We start from the raw sequence: 21,259 nt of genomic DNA, 5'->3' as shown, positions 1-21,259 counted from the left end.
GGGCGGTGTCGCACGCGGTCAGTCCTGCGGGCGGCGGCTCTTGTCCCAGTCGGCGACGTGCACCTCGGCGAGCTCGTTCGGGCCGTCCTTCCAGCTCGGGTGCCGCTCGAACAGCAGGATGTCGTGGCCGGGGACGATCCTGTCGACCTCGCCCCGCAGCTCCTCGTAGATGTCCCCGTAGGTCATCAGCATGTTGTAGGTGCTGCCGTTGGTGTAGCCCGAGGGCCACATCTCCTCGACGTTCGAGTACCACATGACCGAGTCCCCGGCGATGACGTAGCGGCCGCCGGTGGTCTCCACCGAGAACCACTGCGAGCCGAAGGTGTGCCCGTCCTTGGCCAGCCGGGCGGTCACGCCGGGGAGCACCTCGTCGCCGTCCCGGATGAAGTGCAGACGGTGGTCGCGCAGCAGTGCGCCGTACATCTCCATGTCGTCCCGGTCGAAGGAGCTGGTGATCCAGGACTCGTCGCCCATGGGCGTGAAGTGCATCGGCAGGCCCAGTGCCCTCGTCCACCCCTCGAACTCGTCCCACTGCACGTAGACGTGCGCGTTCGGGAAGGCCACGAGGTTGTTGGCGTGGTCGAAGTGCATGTGGGTCAGGAGGACGCTCTCGATCTCCTCCGGCGTCACCCCGAGCTTGCCCAGCGTCTGCGCCGGGGTCTCGTAGTCGAAGAAGCCGAACCGGTTGATCCACTTCTCCGCCCGGAAGCCGGCGTCGACGAGGTGGTGGTGCACCGTGCCGTCGTCGTCCTGCAGGGAGAGCAGGACGTAGATCATCGGCGAGGTGCTGGTGCCCTCGAGCGAGTGGATCGGGACGCCGCCGAAGAAATCCCGCGGCAGGTCGACGTGTGCGTAGCAGAGCGGTCGGATCGAGATGTCGCGGGACATGGCTCTCCTCAGGGTGGGTGGGGGGTCAGCGACCCAGGTAGCCGAGCGCGATCCTGGTGAGGACGCCCTCGGGGTCGGACAGCTCGTCGAGGATCGTGAAGTGGTTGTGGTCGAGCAGGGTCACCTCGACCGGCAGGCCGGCCGCCGTGCCCGCCGCCGCCCAGTCGGTGGACTGCCGCTCGAACTCCGGGGTCTCGCGGGTGCCGACGACGACGTGGGTGGGCACCGGGGAGACCGGCGCGAGGTGGCTGAGCGCGAGCGCGTCGGCCGGGGTCAGCTGCAGGTAGGGCGCCAGCCACGAGTGCGGCAGCGGCCGCAGGTCGAAGACCGGGCTCACCGGGACGGCGCCGGTGAACGGCTGCGCCGGCAGGCCGTACTCCCCCGCCCAGTCGGTGGCCAGCAGCGCGGCCACCGCGTGACCGCCCGCCGAGTGGCCGGCGATCACGATGTTGTCGCGGTCGATGCCCAGCTCGTCGGCCCGCTGCCAGGCGGTGGCGAAGGCGGCCCGGTGCTGCCGGACGATCTCGGCGACGGTGACCTGCGGGGCCAGCGCGTAGTTCGAGACCACGGTGGTGACGCCGTGCGGGACCAGGCCGTCGGCGACGTAGCTCCAGACCTTGGAGTCGGTGGCCTTCCAGTAGCCGCCGTGCACGAAGAAGACGGTGGGCCGGGGGCCGTCGCCGCCGGGGAAGACGTCCATCGTCTCGGCCAGCGTCGGGCCGAAGCGGACGTCGATGATGCCGCCCAGCCGCTCGCGGGTCGCGGCGCTGCGGGCGACGAAGTCCGCGGCGTAGGCGCCGAAGTCGGGCACCGTCGCCTCGATGTCGTAGAGGGCGGTGATCTCCTCGACGGTGGTGAGGTCGCGGTACAGGGGGGCGGGCATGTCGGGCCTCCGCGGGAACGGGATCGGGGGACGCGCCGACGGGCCGGGCAGCGGAGAACCGGCCGGCCCACGCGGACGGCCTCGCCCGCCCGGCGACCCATCACCGGGGGGACCGAGGTCAGCCCTCGTTGGATCCAATCCAGTCCGGAGCCGCACGGTCCGGACGACGAGCCGAGTCTCTTCCATGCGACTTGAGGGTGTCAAGCGTCACCTGAAGGCCGCTCGTCCGGCGGACCGCCCGGAGCGATTGGATACAGTCGGAGTCGTCTCGGTCGCTGCTAGTGACGTGCAAGTCCGGCTGGAGTGCCCGGGTCCACGGTGTCCCCGCATCCCCGCACCGGACCCGGAGGACCCCGTGACCCAGCAGCTGTCCCACCCGCAGTACGCAGCGCAGCAGTACCCGCCCCAGCCGTACGGCGGCCCGCCCCTCGGGAGCCCCGGCTACGGGCCGCCGCCCCCGCCCCGCCGGAGGACCGGGGTCGTCGTCGGGTCGGTGGCCGGCGCGGTCGTCGTCCTGGGCGGCCTGGGCGTCGGCGCCTTCCTCGTGCTCGGCACCTCGACGCTGGACACCGCCGCCGCGGAGGAGCGCATCGTCACGCTGACCCAGGAGGAGACCGGCGTCGCCGCCACGGACGTCAGCTGCCCCGCCGACGTGGAGGCCGAGGCCGGCGCCACGTTCACCTGCACCGCCGTCCTCGACGGGCAGGGCACCTCGTTCACCGTCCGGCAGACCGACGACGAGGGCAACGTCGAGATCACCAGCGACGACGACTGGGTGGTGGTCGCCGAGGTCGAGGCCTTCCTGCTGCAGGAGGCCGAGGGGCAGAACGACCCCGGCGCCGACGTCGCGATCACCTGCGACACCGACGGCCGCGCCGTGCTGGTCGGGGACGCCGCTCAGGAGCCCATCGTCTGCACGGCGACCTTCCCCGACTCCGGCGACTCGATCGACGTGCTCGTCACCGTCGCGGAGGACGGCTCGATCACCTACGAGGCGGTCTGACCGGCCGCGTCAGCGCCGGTCGGCCGGCACCCAGCCGATGGCCGGCGCCACGTACCGGGCGACGGTCTCCAGCAGGTGGGCGTTGTACTCGACGCCCAGCATGTTGGGCACGGTGAGCAGCAGGGTGTCGGCCTCGCGGACGGCGGCGTCCTTGGCCAGCTCCTCGGCCAGCTGGTCGGGCTCGCCGACGTAGCTCTTGCCGAACCGGGCGCGGACCCCCTCCAGGAGGCCCACCTGGTCGCCGCTGTCGCGGTCGGTGCCGAAGTACTGCCGGTCCAGGTCGGTCACGATCGGCATGACGCTGCGGCTGACCGACACCCGCGGCGCCCGCTCCCAGCCGGCGTCGGCCCAGGCCGCGCGGAACCGCTCGATCTGCTCGGCCTGCAGCTGGTCGAACGGCACGCCGGTCTCCTCCGACAGCAGCGTCGAGCTCATCAGGTTCATGCCCTGCTCGGCGGTCCAGGCGGCGGTGGCGAAGGTGCCCGACCCCCACCAGATGCGGTCGGCCAGCCCCGGCGACTGCGGCTGCACCGCCAGCCGCGCGCGCTGGCCGCCGGTCATCCGCGGATCGGCGTCGACCACCGAGGCGCCGGAGAGCGCGGCGCGGAAGAGCGCGGTCTTGTCCCGTGCGAGGTCGGCGTCGGTGGCACCCTCCGGCGGCACGTAGCCGAAGGCCTCCGAACCGCGCAGCGCGGTCTCCGGTGATCCCCGGCTCACGCCGAGCTGCAGCCGGCCACCGGCGATGAGGTCGGTCGCCGCGGCCTCCTCGGCCATGTACAGCGGGTTCTCGTAGCGCATGTCGATGACGCCGGTGCCGATCTCGATCCGCGACGTCCGCGCGGCGATCGCCGCCAGCAGCGGGAACGGCGAGGCCAGCTGCCGGGCGAAGTGGTGCACGCGCACGTAGGCGCCGTCCAGGCCCAGCTCCTCGGCGGCCACGGCCAGCTCGACGGTCTGCAGGAGGGCGTCGCGCGCCGTCCGCACCTGGGAGCCGGGGATCGGCTGCCAGTGCCCGAAGGACAGGAACCCGATCCGCTTCGACCCATCCGCTGCGCTCATGCCCCGTCCAGCGACCGCTGGGGGCCGGGGATTCCCGGTCCCGCCCGTCGCACCCGTCACGGGGGTGCACTCCGGCCCCGGCCTGTCACGCGGTGTGATCGATCGACCACGACATTCCGTGGACGGGTTCCGTCACTCCGGGCCGCCGGTCGAGCACCCTGTCGGGGTGACTCTCAGCGCCCACGACGTACCGCGACCCCGGGCCGACCGGCCCGGCGACGCCGCCGGCACGCGGCTGCGGGCCATCGACGCGCTGCTGGCCGACCGCGGTCAGCTCTTCCGCGCCCTCTTCCTCGCCGCACCGATCCCCAAGGCCCTCGTCGACCTCGACGGCCACCTCCTCGTGGTCAACGAGGCGCTGTGCACGCTGACCGGCCGGTCGGCCGAGGACCTCGTCGGCCGGCACGTCGACCTGCTCGCCCACCCCGACGAGGCGCCGGTCCCCGACCTGCCGCCGGGCCCCGAGGGCCCGCTGGACCCGTGGCTGCGGCTGGACGGCGAGCGCCGGCTGCGGCACGCCGACGGCAGCGAGCTGTACGTGCAGCAGGCGCACGAGGTGGTGCACCTCAGCGACGGCCGGCCCCAGTTCGTCGTCCTGTCGCTGGTCGACGCCACCGACCGCCGGCGGGCCGAGGAGGACCTCGTCCGCCGCGCCTTCACCGACCCGCTGACCGGCCTGCCCAACCGCCGCGCGCTGGGCGACCGGCTGGCCCACGCCCTGGCCCTCTCCCGCCGTCGCGGGCTGCAGGTGGGCCTGGTGCACCTGGACCTCGACCGGTTCCAGGCGGTCAACGACGCCATGGGCCACGACGCCGGCGACCAGCTGCTCACCCAGGTCGCCGACCGGCTGCGCTGGAGCACCCGGGTGGAGGACACCGCCGTCCGGCTGGGCGCCGACGAGTTCCTCATCCTGGCCGAGGACGTCGAGGACCTCGACGGGCTGCGCGCCCTGGCCGACCGGCTGCTCTCGGTCCTCGACGACCCGTTCCTCATCGGCGAGCGGGAGATCGTGCTGTCGGCCAGCGTCGGCCTCACCCTCGGCTCCGAGGTGGCCCCCGACGACCTGCTCCGCCAGGCGCACAACGCCCTCGCCCGCGCCAAGGCCGACGGCAGCCGGGCGCGGATCGTCGTGCACGACGGCGTCCTCAGCGACAGCGAGATCGACGACCTGCAGCTCGAGGCCGACCTGCGGCACGCTCTCGAGGGCGACGAGCTGCGGCTGTTCTACCAGCCGATCGTCTCCCTCGCCGACGAGACGCTGCTGGGGTACGAGGCGCTGATCCGCTGGCAGCACCCCACCCGCGGGCTGCTGCCGCCGGGCGCCTTCCTCTCCGTGGCCGAGGACAGCCGGCTGACCTCCCGCCTGGGTGCCTGGGTGCTGCGCCAGGCCTGCCTGGACGCCGCCGCCTGGCCGGCCGGGCTGCGGGTGCACGTGAACATCTCCGCCCGGCACCTGGCCGAGCCCGGCTTCACCGACCTGGTGGTCGCCGCGCTGGAGGAGTCCGGCCTGGCGCCGGACCGGCTGGAGCTGGAGATCACCGAGTCGACGGCGCTGTTCGCCGCCGAGGCCACCCTGCACGCGGTCTCGCAGGTGACCGAGCGGGGCGTCACCCTCGCCCTCGACGACTTCGGCACCGGCTACTCGGCCATCACCGCGCTGCACCGGCTGCCGATCCACACCGTCAAGATCGACCGCTCGTTCGTCGCCGACGTGGTCACCCAGCCCTCGACCGCCGCGCTCGTGCAGGGCCTGGTGCAGCTGGGCCTGGGCATGGGGCTGCAGGTCATCGCCGAGGGCATCGAGGACCTCGACCAGGCCGACTGGCTGCGCGCGCACGGCTGCGCGATGGCGCAGGGCTACGCCTTCGGCCGCCCGGCGCCGCTGCCCAGCCACAGCGCCGCGGTCGAGGACGCCGTGGTCGACACCCTGGTGCCGGCCGAGGTCCGCGGTGACGGACCGCTGACCGCGGAGAACGTCATCGTCGCCGCCGACGCCCCGGTGGAGGCCCTGGACGTCGAGGCCGCCGAGGCCGTCGTCCCCGAGCTGGACGGGATGGCCGAGGTGCCCGGCGTCGACGTCGTCGGCATGCCGCAGCCCGCGCCGGCCCAGGTCTACTCCTTCCCGCCGACCGCGGCCTTCGACGCCGTGGCCGCGTGGGCCGACGAGGACGGCCAGGAGGACGGGGACGACGCGCCGCCCCCTCCGCCGCTGCGCCTGGTCGAGGACACCGGCGAGACGCCGCTCCCCGACTGACGGTCACCCCCCTGACCGGCCTCGTGCTCTGCCCACCCCTGGGGGCAGAGCACGAGGACCGGCGCTCACCCCAGCAGCCGCCGGAGCCGGTCGCGCACCGGCTCGTCGCACAGCGCGACGGCCACCGAGTCCCCGGCGACCTGCCGCAGCCGTGGCCCGTCGAGCAGCCCCTCGGCCAGCAGCCCGCGCACCTCGGCGTCCAGCCGCACGCCCGTGGTGGTGGGGTCGTCGTCGCCGAGCACCACCCGGCAGCCGGCGGCGAGGAACCGGCCCAGCGGGTGCTCCCGCACCGACGCCGCCGCGCCGGTGAGCACGTTCGAGGTCGGGCAGACCTCGAAGACGATCCCCTCCCCCGTTGCCCAGGCCAGCACCTCCGGGTCGTCGGCGGCGCGGGAGCCGTGGCCGATCCGCCGCACCCCGAGCAGCTCGGCCGCGGCCCGCGCCGCGGGGGCCGGCGCGGCCTCCGCCGCGTGCGCGGTGACGCCCAGGCCGGCCGCGCGGGCCTGCGCGAAGAACGGCGCGTAGGGCTCCAGCGCGGGGAACAGCAGCTCGTCGCCGGCGACGTCGAGGCCGGTGACGCCGTGACCGGCCAGGGCGCACGCCGCGTCGGTGACCGCCGCGTGCGCGTCGGCGTCCTGGTGGCGCAGGAGGGCGGGGACCACGCCCACCTCGACGCCGGTGGCCCGCGCCCCGTCGGCGGCGCCGGCGCACGCGGCCGCCAGCACCGCCCGGACGTCGAAGCCCGGCCGGGCGTGGGTGGTCGGCCCCAGCCGCAGCTCGAGGAAGGCGAGCCCCGCGGCCGCCGCGTCCTCGACCGCCTCGCGGGCGATGCGCTCCACCGCTCCGGGGCTGCCGAACACCGGGTACCCCGCGGCCACGTGGGCCAGGAACACGGTGAGGTCCGCCGGGGCCGGCATCTGCAGGGCGGCGTGGCAGTGCAGGTCCAGCAGCGGTGCGGCCCCGGCGCTCACAGGCCCAGGGCGACCACGGTCTCGAGCGCGGCGGTGATGCTGTGCTCCCAGCCCACCGCCAGCCGCTCGTTGGGCCGGCCGTAGACCACGTCGCCGGTGACCAGGTTGCCCGACACCGCGCACACCATCCCCGCGCGCAGGCCCCGCTGCCGGGCCACCACGTACATCGCCGAGCTCTCCATCTCGACGTTGAGCAGGCCGAGCGAGGACAGCTGCGCGATCCACTCCGGCGTCTCGGCGTAGAAGGCGTCGTCGGTGGCGTTGAGCCCGGCGTGCACCGCGAACCCGTGCTCGGCGCCCAGCCGGCGGGCCTGGCGGGTGAGCTCGACGGTCAGCTCCAGGTCGGGGACGGCCGGGTAGCCGGCGGGCACGTACGCCGCCGTCGTCCCGTCGTTGCGCAGCGACCCCTCGCTCACGACCAGGTCGCCCACCTCGATCCCGGGCTGCAGCGCGGCGGTGCTGCCCACCCGGATGAACGTGGTGGCGCCGGCGCGGGCCAGCTCCTCCACGCCGATGGCCGTCGACGGGCAGCCCATGCCGCTGGAGCAGGCGGTGATCCGCCGTCCCTTGTAGCTCCCGACGACGGTCCGGTACTCGCGCTTGTGCGCCACCTCGACGACGTCCTCGAGGTGGTCGGCGATGAGCTGCACCCGGAACGGGTCTCCGGGCATCAGCACGACCTCGCTGATCTCGCCCCGCTCCACGCCGACGTGGTACTGCCGGCCGGTGGTGCCGGTCGACGACTTGTCCACGGTGTCCATGCCGCTGCTCCTCCTGGTGGTCGTGGACCGCGGTACGGCGAGCGCCCGTCGATGCCCGTGTGCGGAGCCGACGCTGCCGGGCCGGTGTGACCGGCGTGTGACGAGCGCGTTCCGTCCGGGACGGCCGGCGGCCGGTCGGTCAGGATGCCCGTCATGCGCACCGACGTGGCCGCCACCCTGACCGTCTCCTCGACCGGGCCCGCGACGGCGTTGCTGCAGGTGGCGGTGGCCGCGCCGCTGACCGAGCAGCTGACCGTGCTGTGCGAGGGCCGCCCGCTGGAGGTGACCGAGTTCGCCGTCGGGGAGGCGCGGGTGCACCGCGTCGAGCTCGCCGAGGGGACGACGACGATCGCCTACACCGCCGCGGTCGACGGCTCGGGTCCGCCGCGGCGGGTGACGCCGGCCGCCTGGGCGGAGGCCCTGCGGCCCAGCCGCTACTGCCCCTCCGACCAGCTGGAGGGCTTCGCCACCGGCGAGTTCGACCGCACCCTGCCGCGGGCGGAGCTGGTGCAGGCCGTCGCCGGCTGGGTGCACGACCGGCTCATCTACACCGCCGGCGCCAGCCGCCCGGTGGACACCGCCGTCGACACGCTGCTCACCGGCCGCGGCGTGTGCCGCGACTACGCGCACCTGACCACCACGCTGCTGCGGGCGCTGGAGGTGCCCGCGCGGCTGGTCGCCGTCTACGCGCCGGGGCTGGACCCCATGGACTTCCACGCGGTGGTCGAGGCCGACGTCGACGGCACCTGGTGCGTGGTGGACGCCACCCGCCTGGCGCCGACGGCGTCGCTGGTGCGCATCTGCTCCGGCCGCGACGCCGCCGACACCGCCTTCCTCACCACGCTGGACGGCGTCTCGCGGTTCGAGTCGATGACGGTCACCGCGACGGTGGCCGGTGACCTGCCGGCCCCGGCGCAGGCGCCGTTCCCGCTGCCCTGAGGCTCAGGGCCCGCGCTCGTCGGGCTCCTCGACCATCTTCTGCCGCAGCTCGCCCGGCAGGAGCTCGACCAGCTCGCCGGGGAGGAACGGCAGGTCCAGCAGCGACAGCTTGACCCGGCTGCGCGCCGCGGCCCGCGAGCCCTCGATGCGCACCAGCTGCCCGGCGTCGGGTCGGTAGGAGACCTCGATGTGCTGGCCGGGATCGATCCGGCCGGCGAGCACGCCGTCGAACTCCAGGGCCGGGCGCCCGCCGCTCAGGGTGAGCTGCAGCGGCTCGGTCGGGCCGAGCAGGACGGTCCGGCTGATGCCCGACATCGGCGCCGCCGGGGTGACCAGGATGCCCTCGATGCCGGGGCTGACCACCGGCCCGCCGGCGGCGTAGTTGTAGGCCGTCGACCCCATGGCGGTGGCCAGGATGACCGCGTCGCAGCGGAAGTGGCCGTACTGCCGGCCGGAGACCGACAGCGTCGCGGTCACCATGCCCTCCCCCGGCACCCGGGCGAGGACGGCGTCGTTGAACGCCAGCCACTGCCAGTCCCGCTGGCGCACCACCAGGCATCCGCGGGACTCGGTGGTCGAGCGCCCCTCAGCCATCGCGGTCAGCGCCTCGTCGAGCTCGCGGCCCTCGACCTCGGCGAGGAAGCCCAAGTGGCCGAGGTTGACGCCGAGCACCGGCACCGGCCGGGCGCTCACCATCCGCATCGCGCCCAGGATCGTGCCGTCGCCGCCCATCGCGATCACGCCGTCGCAGGTGGCGGCCAGCTCCTCCGGCGGCACCGCCCGCACACCGGTCAGCCCGAGCCGCTCGACGTCCTCCCGGCCGGCGACCAGCTCGACCCCGGAGGCACTGGTCCACGCCGACACCTGCCCCACCGCCGCCGAGGAGTCCCGGTAGGGGTGCAGGACCAGGCCCATCCGCACCACCGGCGTCAGCCCCGCCAGGTCTCGAGCAGGCGCAGCCAGACCTCGCTGATCGTGGGATACGCCGGGACGGCGTGCCACAAGCGCGAGATCGGCACCTCCCCGACGACGGCGATGACGGCCGAGTGCAGCAGCTCGGCGACGTCCGGGCCCACGAAGGTGACGCCGAGCAGCACCTCGCGCTCGGTGTCCACCACGGCGACGGCGGTGCCGGTGTAGCCGTCGCGGTGCACCGCGGCGCCGGCCACGTTGCCGATCGGGTACTCGACCACCCGGTGCGGCAGGCCGGCGTCGGCCGCCTGATGCGACGTGAGCCCGACGGCGGCGACCTGCGGATCGGTGAAGACGACCGACGGCGTCGCGCGGGTGTCGGCGGTGGCGACGTAGGGCGACCAGTCGTCGAGGGAGACCTGCTCGCCGCGGGCGCGGGCGACGATCGCCGCGCCGGCCTGGCGGGCCTGGTACTTGCCCATGTGGGTGAGCAGCTTGCGGCCGTTGACGTCGCCGACGCCGTAGAGCCACGGCACCCCGCGCACCTGCAGCGAGTCGTCGACGTCGAGGTAGCCGCCGGGCTCGAGGCCCACGGTGTCCAGGCCGAGCTCCCCGGTGCGCGCCCGCCGGCCGGCGGCCACCAGCACCTGGTCGCCGCGGATCTCGCCGCCGTCGGTGACGACGACGACCCCGCCGTCCTCGCGCCGGGCCGACCGCACGCCGGTCGACAGGCGCACGTCGACGCCGCGCTCGCCCAGCGACGCCGCGACCGCCTCCCCGGCCTGCGGCTCGGCGCCGGCCAGCAGCCGCGGGCCGCGCTCGACCACGGTGACCGTGGCGCCCAGCGCCTGCCAGGCGGTCGCCATCTCGCAGCCCACGTAGCCGCCGCCGATCACGACCAGCCGGCCGGGCACCTCCTTGGCGCTGGTGGCCTCGCGGGCGGTCCACGGGTCGACGTCGGCCAGCCCGTCGACCGGCGGCACCATCGCCTCCGACCCGGTGCAGACGGCGACCGCGTGCCGGGCGGTCAGCCGCACCTCCGTGCCGTCGGCGCCGGTGACCACGACGGTGCGCTCGCCGTCGAGCCGGCCGGCGCCGCGGACCAGGTCGATGCCGGCGCCCTGCACCCACTGCACCTGGCCGGAGTCGTCCCAGTTCGAGGTGAACGAGTCGCGGCGGGCGAGCGTGGCGGCGACGTCCTGCTCGCCGGTGACGGCCGCGGCGGCGCCGGAGACCGCGCGGGCCGCGGCCAGCGCCTCGGTGCCGCGCAGCAGCGCCTTGCTCGGCATGCAGGCCCAGTACGAGCACTCCCCGCCGACCAGCTCGCTCTCCACGAGGACGGCCGACAGGCCGCCGCGGACGACGATGTCGGCGACGTTCTCCCCGGTCGAGCCCGCGCCGAGCACGATGACGTCGTAGGTCTTCTCCCCTTGGCTGCTGCTCACCCGGCCCATCCTGGCCGTGTGGTCGACTGGCCGCCATGCCCGTCGACCCGGCCGACTTCGCCGCCGCGCTGCGCAACCACGCCGCGGGCGTCGCGCTGCTGACCGTGCAGGACGACATGGACGACGTCGGCACCACGGTGTCGTCGGTGACCAGCGTCTCCGCCGTGCCGCCGCTGGTCGCCGTCGGCCTGGCCGCCGACGGCTATCCCCGCGAGGTGCTCGAGGACGTCGGCCGCTGCGGGCTCACCGTGCTCGCCGCCGACCAGGCGATCCTCGCCAGCCGGTTCTCCTCCGCCGGCCGGCCCAGCGCCCGGCACCTGCTGGAGGGCGTGCCCTGGACGCGCGCGCCGGGCAGCGGGGCCATCGTGCTGACCGGCGGCCTGGTCGCCCTGGACTGCCGCCTGGAGCGGGTGGTGAAGGCCGGCGACCACGTGCTCGCGCTGCTCGAGGTCGACGCCGTCCCGGTGCTGCGCGGCGACGGCATCCCCCTCCTGCGCTTCCGCGGTCGCTACCTGCCGGGTGCGACCGGCGGCGATGCAGCACCCGGAGCTGGTGCCGGGGGTTAGCGTGCAGGGGCCATGAACGCACCTGCCGCTCCCGCCCACGCCCTCCGTCGTGCCCTCGCCCGGGTGGAGCGGGGCGCTCCGCTCGATGCCGGCGAGGCGGAGGCGCTGCTGTCCGCCCGTGGTCTGGCCGAGGGTGAGCCCCTGGACCGGTTGCTGGTCGCGGCCTCGCGGGTGCGCGATGCCGGGCTGGCGTCGGCGGGCCGGCCGGGGGTGGTGACCTACAGCCGCAAGGTCTTCATCCCGCTCACCCACCTGTGCCGCGACCGCTGCCACTACTGCACGTTCGTGACCACCCCGGGGCAGCTGCGCAAGGAGGGCAGGGCACCGTTCCTGTCGCCGGACGAGGTGCTGGAGATCGCGCGGGCCGGTGCGGCGATGGGCTGCAAGGAGGCGCTGTTCACCCTCGGCGACCGCCCGGAGGACCGCTGGCCGGTCGCGGCGGAGTGGCTGGAGGCGCACGGCTTCGACTCCACGCTGGGCTATCTGCGGGCGATGGCGATCCGGGTGCTGGAGGAGACCGGGCTGCTGCCGCACCTGAACCCCGGCGTCCTGTCGTGGGAGGAGATCCAGCGGCTCAAGCCGGTGTCGGCGTCGATGGGCATGATGCTGGAGACCACCGCGACCCGGCTGTGGGCCGAGCCCGGCGGGCCGCACTACGGCTCCCCGGACAAGGAGCCGGCGGTGCGGCTGCGCGTGCTGGAGGACGCCGGCCGCTCGGCGGTGCCGTTCACCACCGGCGTGCTGCTGGGCATCGGCGAGGACGACGCCGAGCGCGTCGACGCGGTGCTGGCGATCCGCGCCGCGGCCCAGCGGCACGGGCACGTGCAGGAGGTCATCGTCCAGAACTTCCGCGCCAAGCCGCGCACGGCGATGGCCGCCCACGACGACCTGGCCCTGCAGGAGTACGTGGCCGCGGTCGCCGTCACCCGGGTGCTGCTCGGCCCCAAGGCCCGGGTGCAGGCCCCGCCGAACCTGAGCGACTCCACCGAGCTGGAGCTGCTGCTGCGCGCCGGCGTCGACGACTGGGGCGGGGTCTCCCCGCTGACGCCCGACCACGTCAACCCCGAGCGCCCGTGGCCCAACATCGACAAGCTGGCCGCGCTCACCGCCGAGGCCGGGTTCACCCTGCGCGAGCGGCTGGCCGCCCAGCCCCCCTACGTGCTGGCTCCCGAACCCTGGCTGGACCCCCGCGTCCGCCCGCACGTCGAGGCCCTGGCCGGCCCCGACGGCCTGGCGGTGGAGGGCCGGGCGCCGGTCGGGCTGCCCTGGCAGGAGCCGGACGAGGCCTGGACGTCGTCCGGGCGCACCGATCTGCACGTGGAGGTCGACACCGTCGGGCGCACCGGTGACCGGCGCAGCGACTTCGACGCCGTCTACGGCGACTGGGCCGAGCTGCGCGACCGCACCGTCGCCGCCCGCGACGGGTCCTCCACCGCGCTGGCCGCCGGCGACCCCGCGGTGGCCGCCGCGCTGCGCCGCGCCGAGGCCGACCCGGCCGGGCTCACCGACGCGCAGTACCTCACGCTGCTCGGCGCCGACGGGCCCGATCTGGAGGCGCTGTGCGCGCTGGCCGACGCCGTCCGCCGCGACGTCAACGGCGACGACGTCACCTACGTGGTGAACCGGAACATCAACTTCACCAACGTCTGCTACACCGGCTGCCGGTTCTGCGCCTTCGCCCAGCGCCGCACCGACGCCGACGCCTACACCCTCTCCCTCGCCGAGGTCGGCGACCGGGTCGACCAGGCCTGGGCCGCCGGGGCCACCGAGATCTGCATGCAGGGCGGCATCCACCCCGACCTGCCCGGCACCGCCTACCTCGACCTCGCCCGCGAGGTGAAGCGCCGGCAGCCCGGCATCCACCTGCACGCGTTCTCCCCCATGGAGATCGTCAACGGCGCCGCGCGCACCGGCCTGTCGTTCCGCGAGTTCCTCACCGCGGCCAAGGAGGCCGGGCTCGACAGCATCCCCGGCACCGCCGCGGAGATCCTCGACGACGACGTCCGCTGGGTGCTGACCAAGGGCAAGCTGCCCACCGCCACCTGGCTGGAGATCATCACCACCGCGCACGAGGTCGGCATCCCCACGACCTCCACGATGATGTACGGCCACGTCGACACCCCGGCCCACTGGGTGGCCCACCTGCGCACCCTGGCCGGCGTGCAGGACCGCACCGGCGGGTTCACCGAGTTCGTGCTGCTGCCCTTCGTGCACCACAGCTCGCCGATCTACCTCGCCGGCGTCGCCCGCCCCGGCCCGACCGTGCGGGAGAACCGGGCCGTGCACGCCGTCGCCCGGCTGCTGCTGCACGGGCGCATCCCCAACATCCAGACCAGCTGGGTCAAGCTCGGCGACACCGGCACCCAGGCGGTGCTGCAGGGCGGGGCCAACGACCTCGGCGGCACGCTGATGGAGGAGACCATCAGCCGCATGGCCGGCAGCGAGAACGGCTCGCTCAAGACCATCGCCGAGCTGGAGGCCATGGCCGCCGCCATCGGCCGGCCCGCCCGCCAGCGCACCACCGAGTACGGCACGCCGTCGGCCGAGCGGCTGGCCACCGCCCGCTCCGACGAGGGCCGCCGCCGGCTCACCCTGTCGATCACTCCGCGCTGACGTGGGCTACTCGGGCCGGCACACCTACAGCGACGGCCGCTGGGCCACGGGGCGGCCGACGGCGGTGCCGTTCCTGCTGCTCGACGTGCACGACAGCCGGATCGCCACGGTCGACTACCGGCTGTCCGACGCCTCCGGCGGGCGGTTCTTCCTCGGCTACGAGCCGCGGGTGTACTTCGAGGAGCCCGATGCCTCGGACCCGGTGGACACCGCGGCCGAGGCCGCGGGCTTCGCGCGGTGGGTCGTCGACGCGGGTGGGGAGCCGGTCGACGCGGAGGAGGTGCGGCGGCTGATGGCCGCACCCGCGGGCACTCCCCCGCCGGACGAGACCGTCGAGGCCACCGTCGAGCGGCTGTGCGCGCTGGCTGGCCTGCCGGTGCCGGCCTGGCCGGCCGACCCCGACGCCCCCGCCTGAGAACGCGAACGGAGTGCCAGGGCGCGGTTTCCGCGTCCCTGGCACTCCGCTGGGGTCGTGCGGGTCAGAGCTCCTCGCAGACCAGCAGGTCGCCGTCCTCCTCGACCACCTCGAGGGTCTCGTCGCCCTGGCCGAACACGGTGTAGAGCATGATCTCGACGTCCCACCGCTCGAAGTCGGGCTCGACGCCGGTCACGCGGGCCGGCCGGGTCAGCGCGCCGCCCAGGTGCTGCTCCATCTCCTGCGCGTACTCCGCGAGGTCCTCGTAGTCCTCGCGCTCCTCGGCGCACAGCGACTCGTAGGCGGTCTCGTAGTCGCCCTCCTGCAGCGCGTTCACGTACTGCAGCGCGGCGTCCTCCGGGCTCGACGGCCCGCCGGAGGCCACCAGGGTGACGACGACGACGGCGACGACGACGGCCGCGGCGAGACCGCCCAGCACCCACAGCCGCTGCCGGCCGGCGGCGCTGCCCACCGCCGGGACTGCGGGGACGGCGGCGGGGCCCTGGTCGCCGTAGGGCGGCGGCGGCACGGGCGGGGTCGACGGGGTGGTGGTCACGGTGCTCCTGTTCTCGGTCTGCTGCATCGGTACCGGTACGGCCCGGTTCTCCAGCCCCATCGACCGGCGAAGGCCGGAACTGGAGTGGCTTCCCCCCGAAGGGGTGGGCTCAGGCGAGCGCGACGTCCCGCCCGGGGGTGACGACGGCGTGCGCGGCGGCCCCCGCGGCCGGCTGCGGCCGGCCGAACAGGTAGCCCTGGGCGTGGGAGCACGCCAGCCCGCCGAGGACGGCGCTCTGCTCGGGGGTCTCCACGCCCTCGGCGACGACCTCGAGGCGCAGGCTGCGCGCCAGCTCGATGATCGAGGCGACCAGGGTGGTCGAACGGCCCCCGCCGTCGAGGTCCTGCACGAAGCTCCGGTCGATCTTGATGATGTCGGCGGGCAGCCGGCGCAGGTAGGACAGGCTGGAGTAGCCGGTGCCGAAGTCGTCGATGGCGATGCGCACGCCGAGGGTCCGCAGCGCCCGCAGCTGGTCGACCACCTGGTCGACGTCGCGCAGCAGCACGCCCTCGGTCACCTCGAGGGTCAGCTGGCCGGCCGGCAGGCCGGTCTCCAGCAGCACCTCGTGCACGGTGGCGACGACGTCGTCGTCGGCCAGCTGGCGCGGCGAGAGGTTGACCGCCATGCCGATGGGCCGGCCGGCCTCCGCCGTCCACGCCGCGGCCTGGCGGGTCGCCTCGCGCAGCACCCAGCGGCCGATGTCGACGATGTGCCCGCCCTCCTCGGCCAGCGGGATGAACTCGGCCGGCGGCACGGTCCCGCGCACGGGGTGGTGCCAGCGGAGCAGCGCCTCGTAGCCGGTGGTGCGGCCGTCGGCGAGCGAGATCGTCGGCTGGTAGTGCACCTCGAGCTGGCCGGCGTCGATCGCGCCGGCGAGGTCCTCGAGGAGCTGCACCTTCGTCTGCGCCGCCTGGGCCATGCCGTCGGCGTAGTGCACCAGCCGGTTCTTGCCGAGCGCCTTGGCCATGTACATGGCCAGGTCGGCGTTGCGCAGCAGGGTGCCGGCGTCGCGCTCGCCGGCCGTGGCGGTGCCGGCGACGCCGATGCTCACGTGCACGGCCACCGGCCGGCCCTCGACCGGCACCGGGTCGGCGAGGGCGAGCAGGACGCGCCGGCCCACGATCGTGGCGACGTCGGCCCCACCGGGGACGACGACGGCGAACTCGTCGCCGCCGATGCGGGCGACCTGGTCGCCGGGGCGCACGCAGCCGGTCAGGCGCGCGGCGATGCCCACCAGCAGGGCGTCGCCGGCCGCGTGGCCGCGGGAGTCGTTGACGTCCTTGAAGTCGTCCAGGTCGAGGAAGAGCACGCTCACCTCACTCCCGCCGGCCAGCAGCCGGTCGGTGCTCTCCACCAGCAGCGTGCGGTTGGCCAGCCCGGTGAGCGGGTCGCGCAGGCCCTGCTGCTCCGACAGCCGCCACGCCGCGAGGTGGGCGAGGCTGGCGGCCAGTACGAAGCCGGCGTGCAGGAGCGCCCAGCCCCACGGGTGCGCGGCGGCGCTGGCGTGGCCGAAGACCTCGTGCGGGAAGAGCGTGCCGGCCACGCCGTGGTGGGCCACGACGACCAGCAGCGCGATGCCGAAGGGCACCCAGTCCTGGTACAGCGAGACCAGGCCGATGACCACGAAGAAGTGGAAGTGCGCCTCGGTCTGCCCACCCATCAGGTAGACCAGCAGCATCGAGGCGGTGAGCAGGCTGACCGTCGCGGCGGCCGCGCGGCCGGCCCGGCCGAGGCCGGGCAGCAGCGCGAAGGCCAGCGGATAGGCCACCAGCGCCGTCTCCACGAGCGCGGCGACCGGCGACTCCCCCACGGCCAGCGCGAACAGGCCGAGGGCCAGCGCCTGGAGCACGGCGACCCACAGGATGATGCGATGACGGCGCGCCCAGACCGCGTCGGGCAGCACGCGGCCCTCGGGCAGGACGGCGGCCAGGCGGCCGGGGACTCGGATGCTCACGCTCCTGTGATCGGCGCGCCGCACCCGCTCCTCAGGGCCCGACCCGCGGATCTCCCCCCTCCGGGTGACCCGGTGGAGGCCGGGCGTGCAGGTTTCCCCACCCCGGGCACTCCGGTACTGCCCCGGCATGGGACGGAGCGTCGTCGTCGACCTGGACCGGGTGCTGCTGGCCGGCGACGCCTCGCTGCTGTTCCTCCGGGGGGCGCTGACCCGGGCGCCGCGCCGGCTGCTGCGGGTGCTCGCGGCCGTGCCCCTGCTGCTGGCCGGCTCGGCGCTGCCCGCGACCCGTCCGCTGGGTGCGCGGGCGCTGCTCCGGCTGGCGGCTCCCCCCGGCGGTGCGGACGACGCCGCGGCCGCCTTCCGCCGGGCGGTGGCCGGCCGGCCGGGCTCGGTCGTCGCCGAGGCGGTGGCCTGCGTGCGCGCCCACCTGGCCGCCGGCGACCAGGTGGTGGTGGCCACCGGCTGCGAGGAGACCATGGCCCGCGGCTACCTGGCCGCCATCGGGCTGGGGGACGTCGAGGTGGTCGGCTCGACCGGCCGGCTGTGGCCGCCGCGGGTGCGCCGCGCGATGGGCCCGGCGAAGGTGCGGCTGCTCGAGGAGCGGGGACATCCCCCACCGTGGGCCGTGGTCTACAGCGACAGCCCCTCCGACGTCCCGCTGTTCTCGCACACCCCCCGTCCGGTGCTGGTCAACGCCGGGTCGCGGGCTGCTCGCCGGGTGGCCGCGGCCCTGGGCCGGGAACCGGAGACGCGTCGCTGGTCGTGAGCCGGGTAGGGCGGGGTGCGTGCGAGCCATCACCTATGCGCGTGCCGGCGGTCCCGACGTCCTCGAGCTGGTCGACCGCCCCGTTCCCGAGCCCGGCCCCGGTGAGGTGCTGGTGCGCCTGGCGCTGTCCGGCGTGAACCCCACCGACTGGAAGTCCCGCAGCGGCACCGAGCCCGGTCCCGCCGGGCAGGTGCCCGGCCAGGACGGCGCGGGCACCGTCGAGGCGGTCGGCCAGGGCGTGGACCCCGTGCTGGTCGGCGAGCGGGTGTGGATCTGGGAGGCGGCCTGGAAGCGGCCGCACGGCACGGCCGCCGAGTACACCGTCGTCCCGGCCCGGCAGGCGGTGCTGCTGGGCGCGCAGCCGGCCTTCGAGCTGGGGGCGGCGCTGGGCATCCCGTTCCTCACCGCGCACCGCTGCCTGAGCCTCGGCGAGGCGCTGCCCGACCGGCTGGGCGCGGGCGCGCTGACCGGGCGCACGGTGCTCGTGCAGGGCGGGGCCGGCGCCGTCGGCAACGCCGCCGTCCAGCTCGCCCGGTGGGCCGACGCGACCGTGATCGCCACGGTGAGCGGTCCGGCCAAGGCCCGGCTGGCCGCCGCGGCAGGTGCCGACGCCGTCGTCGACTACCGGCAGCAGGACGTCGTCGCCGAGGTGCGCAGGATCGCCCCGCGCGGCGTCGACGTCGTCGCCGAGGTGTCGCCGGCGGCCAACGCCGCGGTCGACGCCCAGGTGCTGGGCCGGCACGGCGCCGTGGCGATGTACGCCGACAACGGCGGACCGGAGATCACCGTGCCGATCCGCCCGCAGATGGCGCCCAACGCCCAGTGGCACTTCGTGCTGGTCTACACCGAGCCGGCGCGGGCCAAGGAGATCGGGGTGGAGGACGTCGCCACGGCGGTGGCCGACGGGGCGGTGCGGGTCGGGCAGGACGCCGGGCTGCCGCTGCACGTCCTCCCGCTGGAGCAGACGGCCGAGGCGCACCGCGCGGTCGAGGGAGGCGCGGTGGGCAAGGTGCTGGTCGACGTGACCGCCTGACCCGCTAGGCGCCCGGGGTCATCGACGGCAGTGCCTGGGTGCGCGGGGCGATCCGCGGGGCGGTGTACTCCGGCAGGGCGCGCACCCACGCCTCGCCGTCGTCGGTGCGCCGGCCGTCGCCGTGCAGGGGCGGCAGCCCGCGCACCGACTGCAACGCGTAGCCGACGCTGGCCAGCTTGAACCCGACGCCGCGGCGGCGGAACCGCGGGCCGACGTAGACCTGGTGCACCAGCCCGCTGCCGGTCCACCAGCGCAGCGCGGCCACCTGCTGGTCGCCGGCCACCCCGGCGGCGCGGGCGCGGTCGGCGGTCAGCACCGTGCCCTCGGGGAAGCGGGCGTCGGAGAAGGCCAGGAGCGTGGTGGCCGGCGGCGCGGCCGCGGGTTCGGGCAGCTCCACGTACCAGAGCAGCGGGGCGTCGGGCAGGGCCACCTGCACCCGGGACACCGCCGCGCCCGCGGCGTCGGTGCGGACGACGACCTGACCCTCCGGTGGCCGGCTGCCGGCCGGCAGGTCGACGACGCTGCCCGGCGGGAAGGCCGCGCCGAGGACGCCGATCCAGGTCAGCTGCGCCGGTGCGCCCGGCTCCCCCTCGTCGGGGAGCCGGGCCCACCAGCCCAGGCGCGGGGCGTCAGGACTGCCGGCGGGCACGGCGCCGCAGCACCCCGATGGCGACGACCACCGCGGCGACGAAGAGGACCCCGAAGCCGATCAGGCCCACCTCGAGCAGCTCGGTGCTGCTCTCGGTCTCCAGGGCGACGACGGGCACGTCGTCGGCGGGGGACACGGCGGTCGGCGCCGAGGGCCGGGCCGGGGTCGGCTTGGCCGGGCTCGGCGAAGAGGCGGCCGTGGCCGGCGCCGTGGGTGCGGCCGGAGCCGAGCCGGTCGCGGCCGGGGCGCTGGGCGACGAGGCGGTGCCCGCGCTGCCGGGGCGGGCACCGGTGCCGGCGCCCGTGCCGGTGCCGGTGCCGGTCGAGGGCCGCGCGCCGGTGCCGCCCGTGCTCCCCGTGCCGCCGGTCGCGGTGGGGGCGGCCGGCGGCGTGCTCGGGACGCTGGGCGTGCTCGGGGTGCTCGGCGGAGCCGGGACGGCGCCCACGGGCAGCAGACCGACGGTCACCCGGACCACCCGGTCGGGCTCGCCGCTCCGCTCGTCCATCGGCGGGACGCCGACCGGCACCGTGAAGGACTGGCCGGCCTGGTAGCCGGCCGGGACGCCCACGGCGCGAAGGGTCCGGTCGCCGGGCAGGTGGCAGCCGGGGAACGTCAGGTCGCCGGCCGCGTCGGTGACCGGGAGCCCGGAGTCGGTGGCCTGCGCGGTCGGCAGGTCGCCGTCGGGGGTCTCGCCGATGTCCATGGGCTGGCAGTCGCCGGGCTCGGCGCCGGGGACGCGCGGGTAGTCGGGGCCGCCGGTGAGCTCGTAGGCGACGCCGGGCACCGGCGCCCCGGTGACCGCGTCCAGGGTCGTCGTCCAGACGGCGGTGGAGAACAGCGAGGCGTTCGGCGCCGACAGCGCCGGGAAGGACTCGCACGGGACGGCGCCGTCGATCCCCTCGGCGACCGCGATGAAGTCGCCGAAGCCGCAGACCCGGACCGTGCCGAGGATGCCCGGCTCGTGGGCGAACCCGGTCGAGGAGCTCAGCTGCTCCACCAGGTACAGGCCCGGCTCGAGCACCACGAGGGAGGGGTCGGCCTCGCTGTCGGCGGTGCCGGTGTCGCCGCCCTCCTCGGCCAGGCCCAGCGGGCCCCAGCCCATGAGGTTCCCGGCGTGGCAGGCGCCGTCGGCGTCGGTGGTGCAGATCGTCGGCTCGCCCTCCAGGTACGCCGTTCCGTCCGCGTCCTGCACGCCCTCCACGCCGGTGGGGTCGGCCACGACCTCGACGGGCCGGAAGGCGATCTCGGCCCCGGACATGTCGAGGTCCTGCGGGAAGACGCCGTCGGGCTCGACGAACACGCCGAGGTTCTTGCCCAGGCCGAAGTCGGCGGTCAGGTCGGCCGCCGTCGGCGCGGTGGGCACCGGCGCCTGGTTGAGCGGCGCGCCGGCCGCCTCGGTGGTCGGCGCCGGCGCCGGCGTGGTGGTGGGCGCGGCGGTCTCGTCGTCGGCCGCGGCTGCGGGCATCCCGGCGCCCGCAGCGACCAGCAGCCCCATGCCCAGGACAGCGCCGCGGGCGGCCCCGCGACGCCGGGCGGACGGGAAGCGGGGTGCGTCGGTGGTCGGCGCCGTCATGTCCGGTCTCCAGCGGTCT

General features: G+C 75.5%; 19 protein-coding genes. 8 read left to right on the top strand and 11 right to left on the bottom strand.

Annotated features, from left to right (window positions below; genetic code table 11):
- Nucleotides 1-18: 18 nt before the first annotated feature.
- Nucleotides 19-888 carry an MBL fold metallo-hydrolase gene (locus ACI79R_RS18500; RefSeq protein ID WP_456575124.1) on the bottom strand — a complete coding sequence of 290 codons (870 nt, stop codon included), beginning with the start codon at nucleotides 886-888 and terminating at the stop codon, nucleotides 19-21.
- A 25-nt stretch (nucleotides 889-913) separates the two neighbouring features.
- Nucleotides 914-1,771, bottom strand: a complete 858-nt coding sequence (locus ACI79R_RS18495) for an alpha/beta hydrolase (RefSeq protein ID WP_456575123.1) — start codon at nucleotides 1,769-1,771, stop codon at nucleotides 914-916.
- Between the two features lie 355 nt (nucleotides 1,772-2,126).
- Here ACI79R_RS18495 and ACI79R_RS18490 point away from each other — a divergent pair, with 355 nt between their 5' ends.
- Nucleotides 2,127-2,774: a DUF4333 domain-containing protein gene (locus ACI79R_RS18490; protein WP_456575122.1), complete on the top strand. Its 648-nt coding sequence runs from the start codon at nucleotides 2,127-2,129 to the stop codon at nucleotides 2,772-2,774.
- A 9-nt stretch (nucleotides 2,775-2,783) separates the two neighbouring features.
- Here the strand turns inward: ACI79R_RS18490 and ACI79R_RS18485 are convergent, their stop codons facing one another.
- Nucleotides 2,784-3,833, bottom strand: a complete 1,050-nt coding sequence (locus tag ACI79R_RS18485) for an LLM class flavin-dependent oxidoreductase (protein WP_456575121.1) — start codon at nucleotides 3,831-3,833, stop codon at nucleotides 2,784-2,786.
- A 166-nt stretch (nucleotides 3,834-3,999) separates the two neighbouring features.
- Here ACI79R_RS18485 and ACI79R_RS18480 point away from each other — a divergent pair, with 166 nt between their 5' ends.
- The gene (locus ACI79R_RS18480; protein ID WP_456575120.1) at nucleotides 4,000-6,087 is read left to right on the top strand and encodes a putative bifunctional diguanylate cyclase/phosphodiesterase; all 2,088 of its coding nucleotides are present in this window, start codon (nucleotides 4,000-4,002) and stop codon (nucleotides 6,085-6,087) included.
- A 65-nt stretch (nucleotides 6,088-6,152) separates the two neighbouring features.
- Here the strand turns inward: ACI79R_RS18480 and ACI79R_RS18475 are convergent, their stop codons facing one another.
- Nucleotides 6,153-7,058, bottom strand: coding sequence for an adenosine deaminase family protein (locus ACI79R_RS18475; RefSeq protein WP_456575119.1), 906 nt, complete (start codon nucleotides 7,056-7,058; stop codon nucleotides 6,153-6,155).
- Nucleotides 7,055-7,819 (bottom strand): nucleoside phosphorylase, encoded by a 765-nt coding sequence (locus tag ACI79R_RS18470; protein WP_456575118.1) that lies wholly within the window; start codon nucleotides 7,817-7,819, stop codon nucleotides 7,055-7,057. The genes ACI79R_RS18475 and ACI79R_RS18470 overlap by 4 nt, the downstream gene beginning before the upstream one ends.
- Nucleotides 7,820-7,972: 153 nt before the next feature.
- Here ACI79R_RS18470 and ACI79R_RS18465 point away from each other — a divergent pair, with 153 nt between their 5' ends.
- Entirely contained in the window at nucleotides 7,973-8,758 is a 786-nt protein-coding gene (locus tag ACI79R_RS18465; RefSeq protein ID WP_456575117.1) for a transglutaminase-like domain-containing protein, read from the top strand.
- Nucleotides 8,759-8,761: 3 nt separating this feature from the next.
- Here the strand turns inward: ACI79R_RS18465 and ACI79R_RS18460 are convergent, their stop codons facing one another.
- Nucleotides 8,762-9,673 carry an NAD(+)/NADH kinase gene (locus ACI79R_RS18460; RefSeq protein ID WP_456575116.1) on the bottom strand — a complete coding sequence of 304 codons (912 nt, stop codon included), beginning with the start codon at nucleotides 9,671-9,673 and terminating at the stop codon, nucleotides 8,762-8,764.
- 14 nt (nucleotides 9,674-9,687) lie between these two features.
- A complete protein-coding gene (locus ACI79R_RS18455; protein ID WP_456575115.1) occupies nucleotides 9,688-11,115 on the bottom strand; it encodes a dihydrolipoyl dehydrogenase family protein in 1,428 nt (475 codons plus the stop codon).
- A gap of 35 nt (nucleotides 11,116-11,150) precedes the next feature.
- On the opposite strand from ACI79R_RS18455, the gene ACI79R_RS18450 reads away from it, so the two are divergent.
- From ACI79R_RS18450 to ACI79R_RS18440, 3 genes are read left to right on the top strand one after another with little or no spacing between them, the layout of a single operon-like run.
- Complete coding sequence (locus ACI79R_RS18450) at nucleotides 11,151-11,681, top strand: flavin reductase family protein (RefSeq protein WP_456575114.1); 531 nt, start codon at nucleotides 11,151-11,153, stop codon at nucleotides 11,679-11,681.
- A 12-nt stretch (nucleotides 11,682-11,693) separates the two neighbouring features.
- Nucleotides 11,694-14,294, top strand: a complete 2,601-nt coding sequence (locus ACI79R_RS18445) for a bifunctional FO biosynthesis protein CofGH (protein WP_456575113.1) — start codon at nucleotides 11,694-11,696, stop codon at nucleotides 14,292-14,294.
- Between the two features lies 1 nt (nucleotide 14,295).
- Nucleotides 14,296-14,709 (top strand): hypothetical protein, encoded by a 414-nt coding sequence (locus ACI79R_RS18440; RefSeq protein WP_456575112.1) that lies wholly within the window; start codon nucleotides 14,296-14,298, stop codon nucleotides 14,707-14,709.
- A 64-nt stretch (nucleotides 14,710-14,773) separates the two neighbouring features.
- Here the strand turns inward: ACI79R_RS18440 and ACI79R_RS18435 are convergent, their stop codons facing one another.
- Nucleotides 14,774-15,265 (bottom strand): Rv0361 family membrane protein, encoded by a 492-nt coding sequence (locus ACI79R_RS18435; protein ID WP_456575111.1) that lies wholly within the window; start codon nucleotides 15,263-15,265, stop codon nucleotides 14,774-14,776.
- 109 nt (nucleotides 15,266-15,374) lie between these two features.
- On the bottom strand, nucleotides 15,375-17,219 hold the full coding sequence (locus ACI79R_RS18430) for a putative bifunctional diguanylate cyclase/phosphodiesterase (RefSeq protein ID WP_456575110.1): 1,845 nt from the start codon (nucleotides 17,217-17,219) through the stop codon (nucleotides 15,375-15,377).
- A 127-nt stretch (nucleotides 17,220-17,346) separates the two neighbouring features.
- Between ACI79R_RS18430 and ACI79R_RS18425 the strand changes: the two genes are divergently transcribed.
- Nucleotides 17,347-17,985 carry a haloacid dehalogenase-like hydrolase gene (locus ACI79R_RS18425; protein WP_456575109.1) on the top strand — a complete coding sequence of 213 codons (639 nt, stop codon included), beginning with the start codon at nucleotides 17,347-17,349 and terminating at the stop codon, nucleotides 17,983-17,985.
- Between the two features lie 19 nt (nucleotides 17,986-18,004).
- Nucleotides 18,005-19,018 carry an NADPH:quinone reductase gene (locus tag ACI79R_RS18420; protein WP_456575108.1) on the top strand — a complete coding sequence of 338 codons (1,014 nt, stop codon included), beginning with the start codon at nucleotides 18,005-18,007 and terminating at the stop codon, nucleotides 19,016-19,018.
- A 4-nt stretch (nucleotides 19,019-19,022) separates the two neighbouring features.
- Here the strand turns inward: ACI79R_RS18420 and ACI79R_RS18415 are convergent, their stop codons facing one another.
- Nucleotides 19,023-19,667: a hypothetical protein gene (locus ACI79R_RS18415; RefSeq protein WP_456575107.1), complete on the bottom strand. Its 645-nt coding sequence runs from the start codon at nucleotides 19,665-19,667 to the stop codon at nucleotides 19,023-19,025.
- Nucleotides 19,648-21,240, bottom strand: a complete 1,593-nt coding sequence (locus ACI79R_RS18410) for a hypothetical protein (protein ID WP_456575106.1) — start codon at nucleotides 21,238-21,240, stop codon at nucleotides 19,648-19,650. The genes ACI79R_RS18415 and ACI79R_RS18410 overlap by 20 nt, the downstream gene beginning before the upstream one ends.
- Nucleotides 21,241-21,259 lie beyond the last annotated feature (19 nt).

The organism is Blastococcus sp. SYSU D00820, from assembly GCF_054050695.1.
This window is presented reverse-complemented; position numbering and strand designations above follow the sequence as displayed.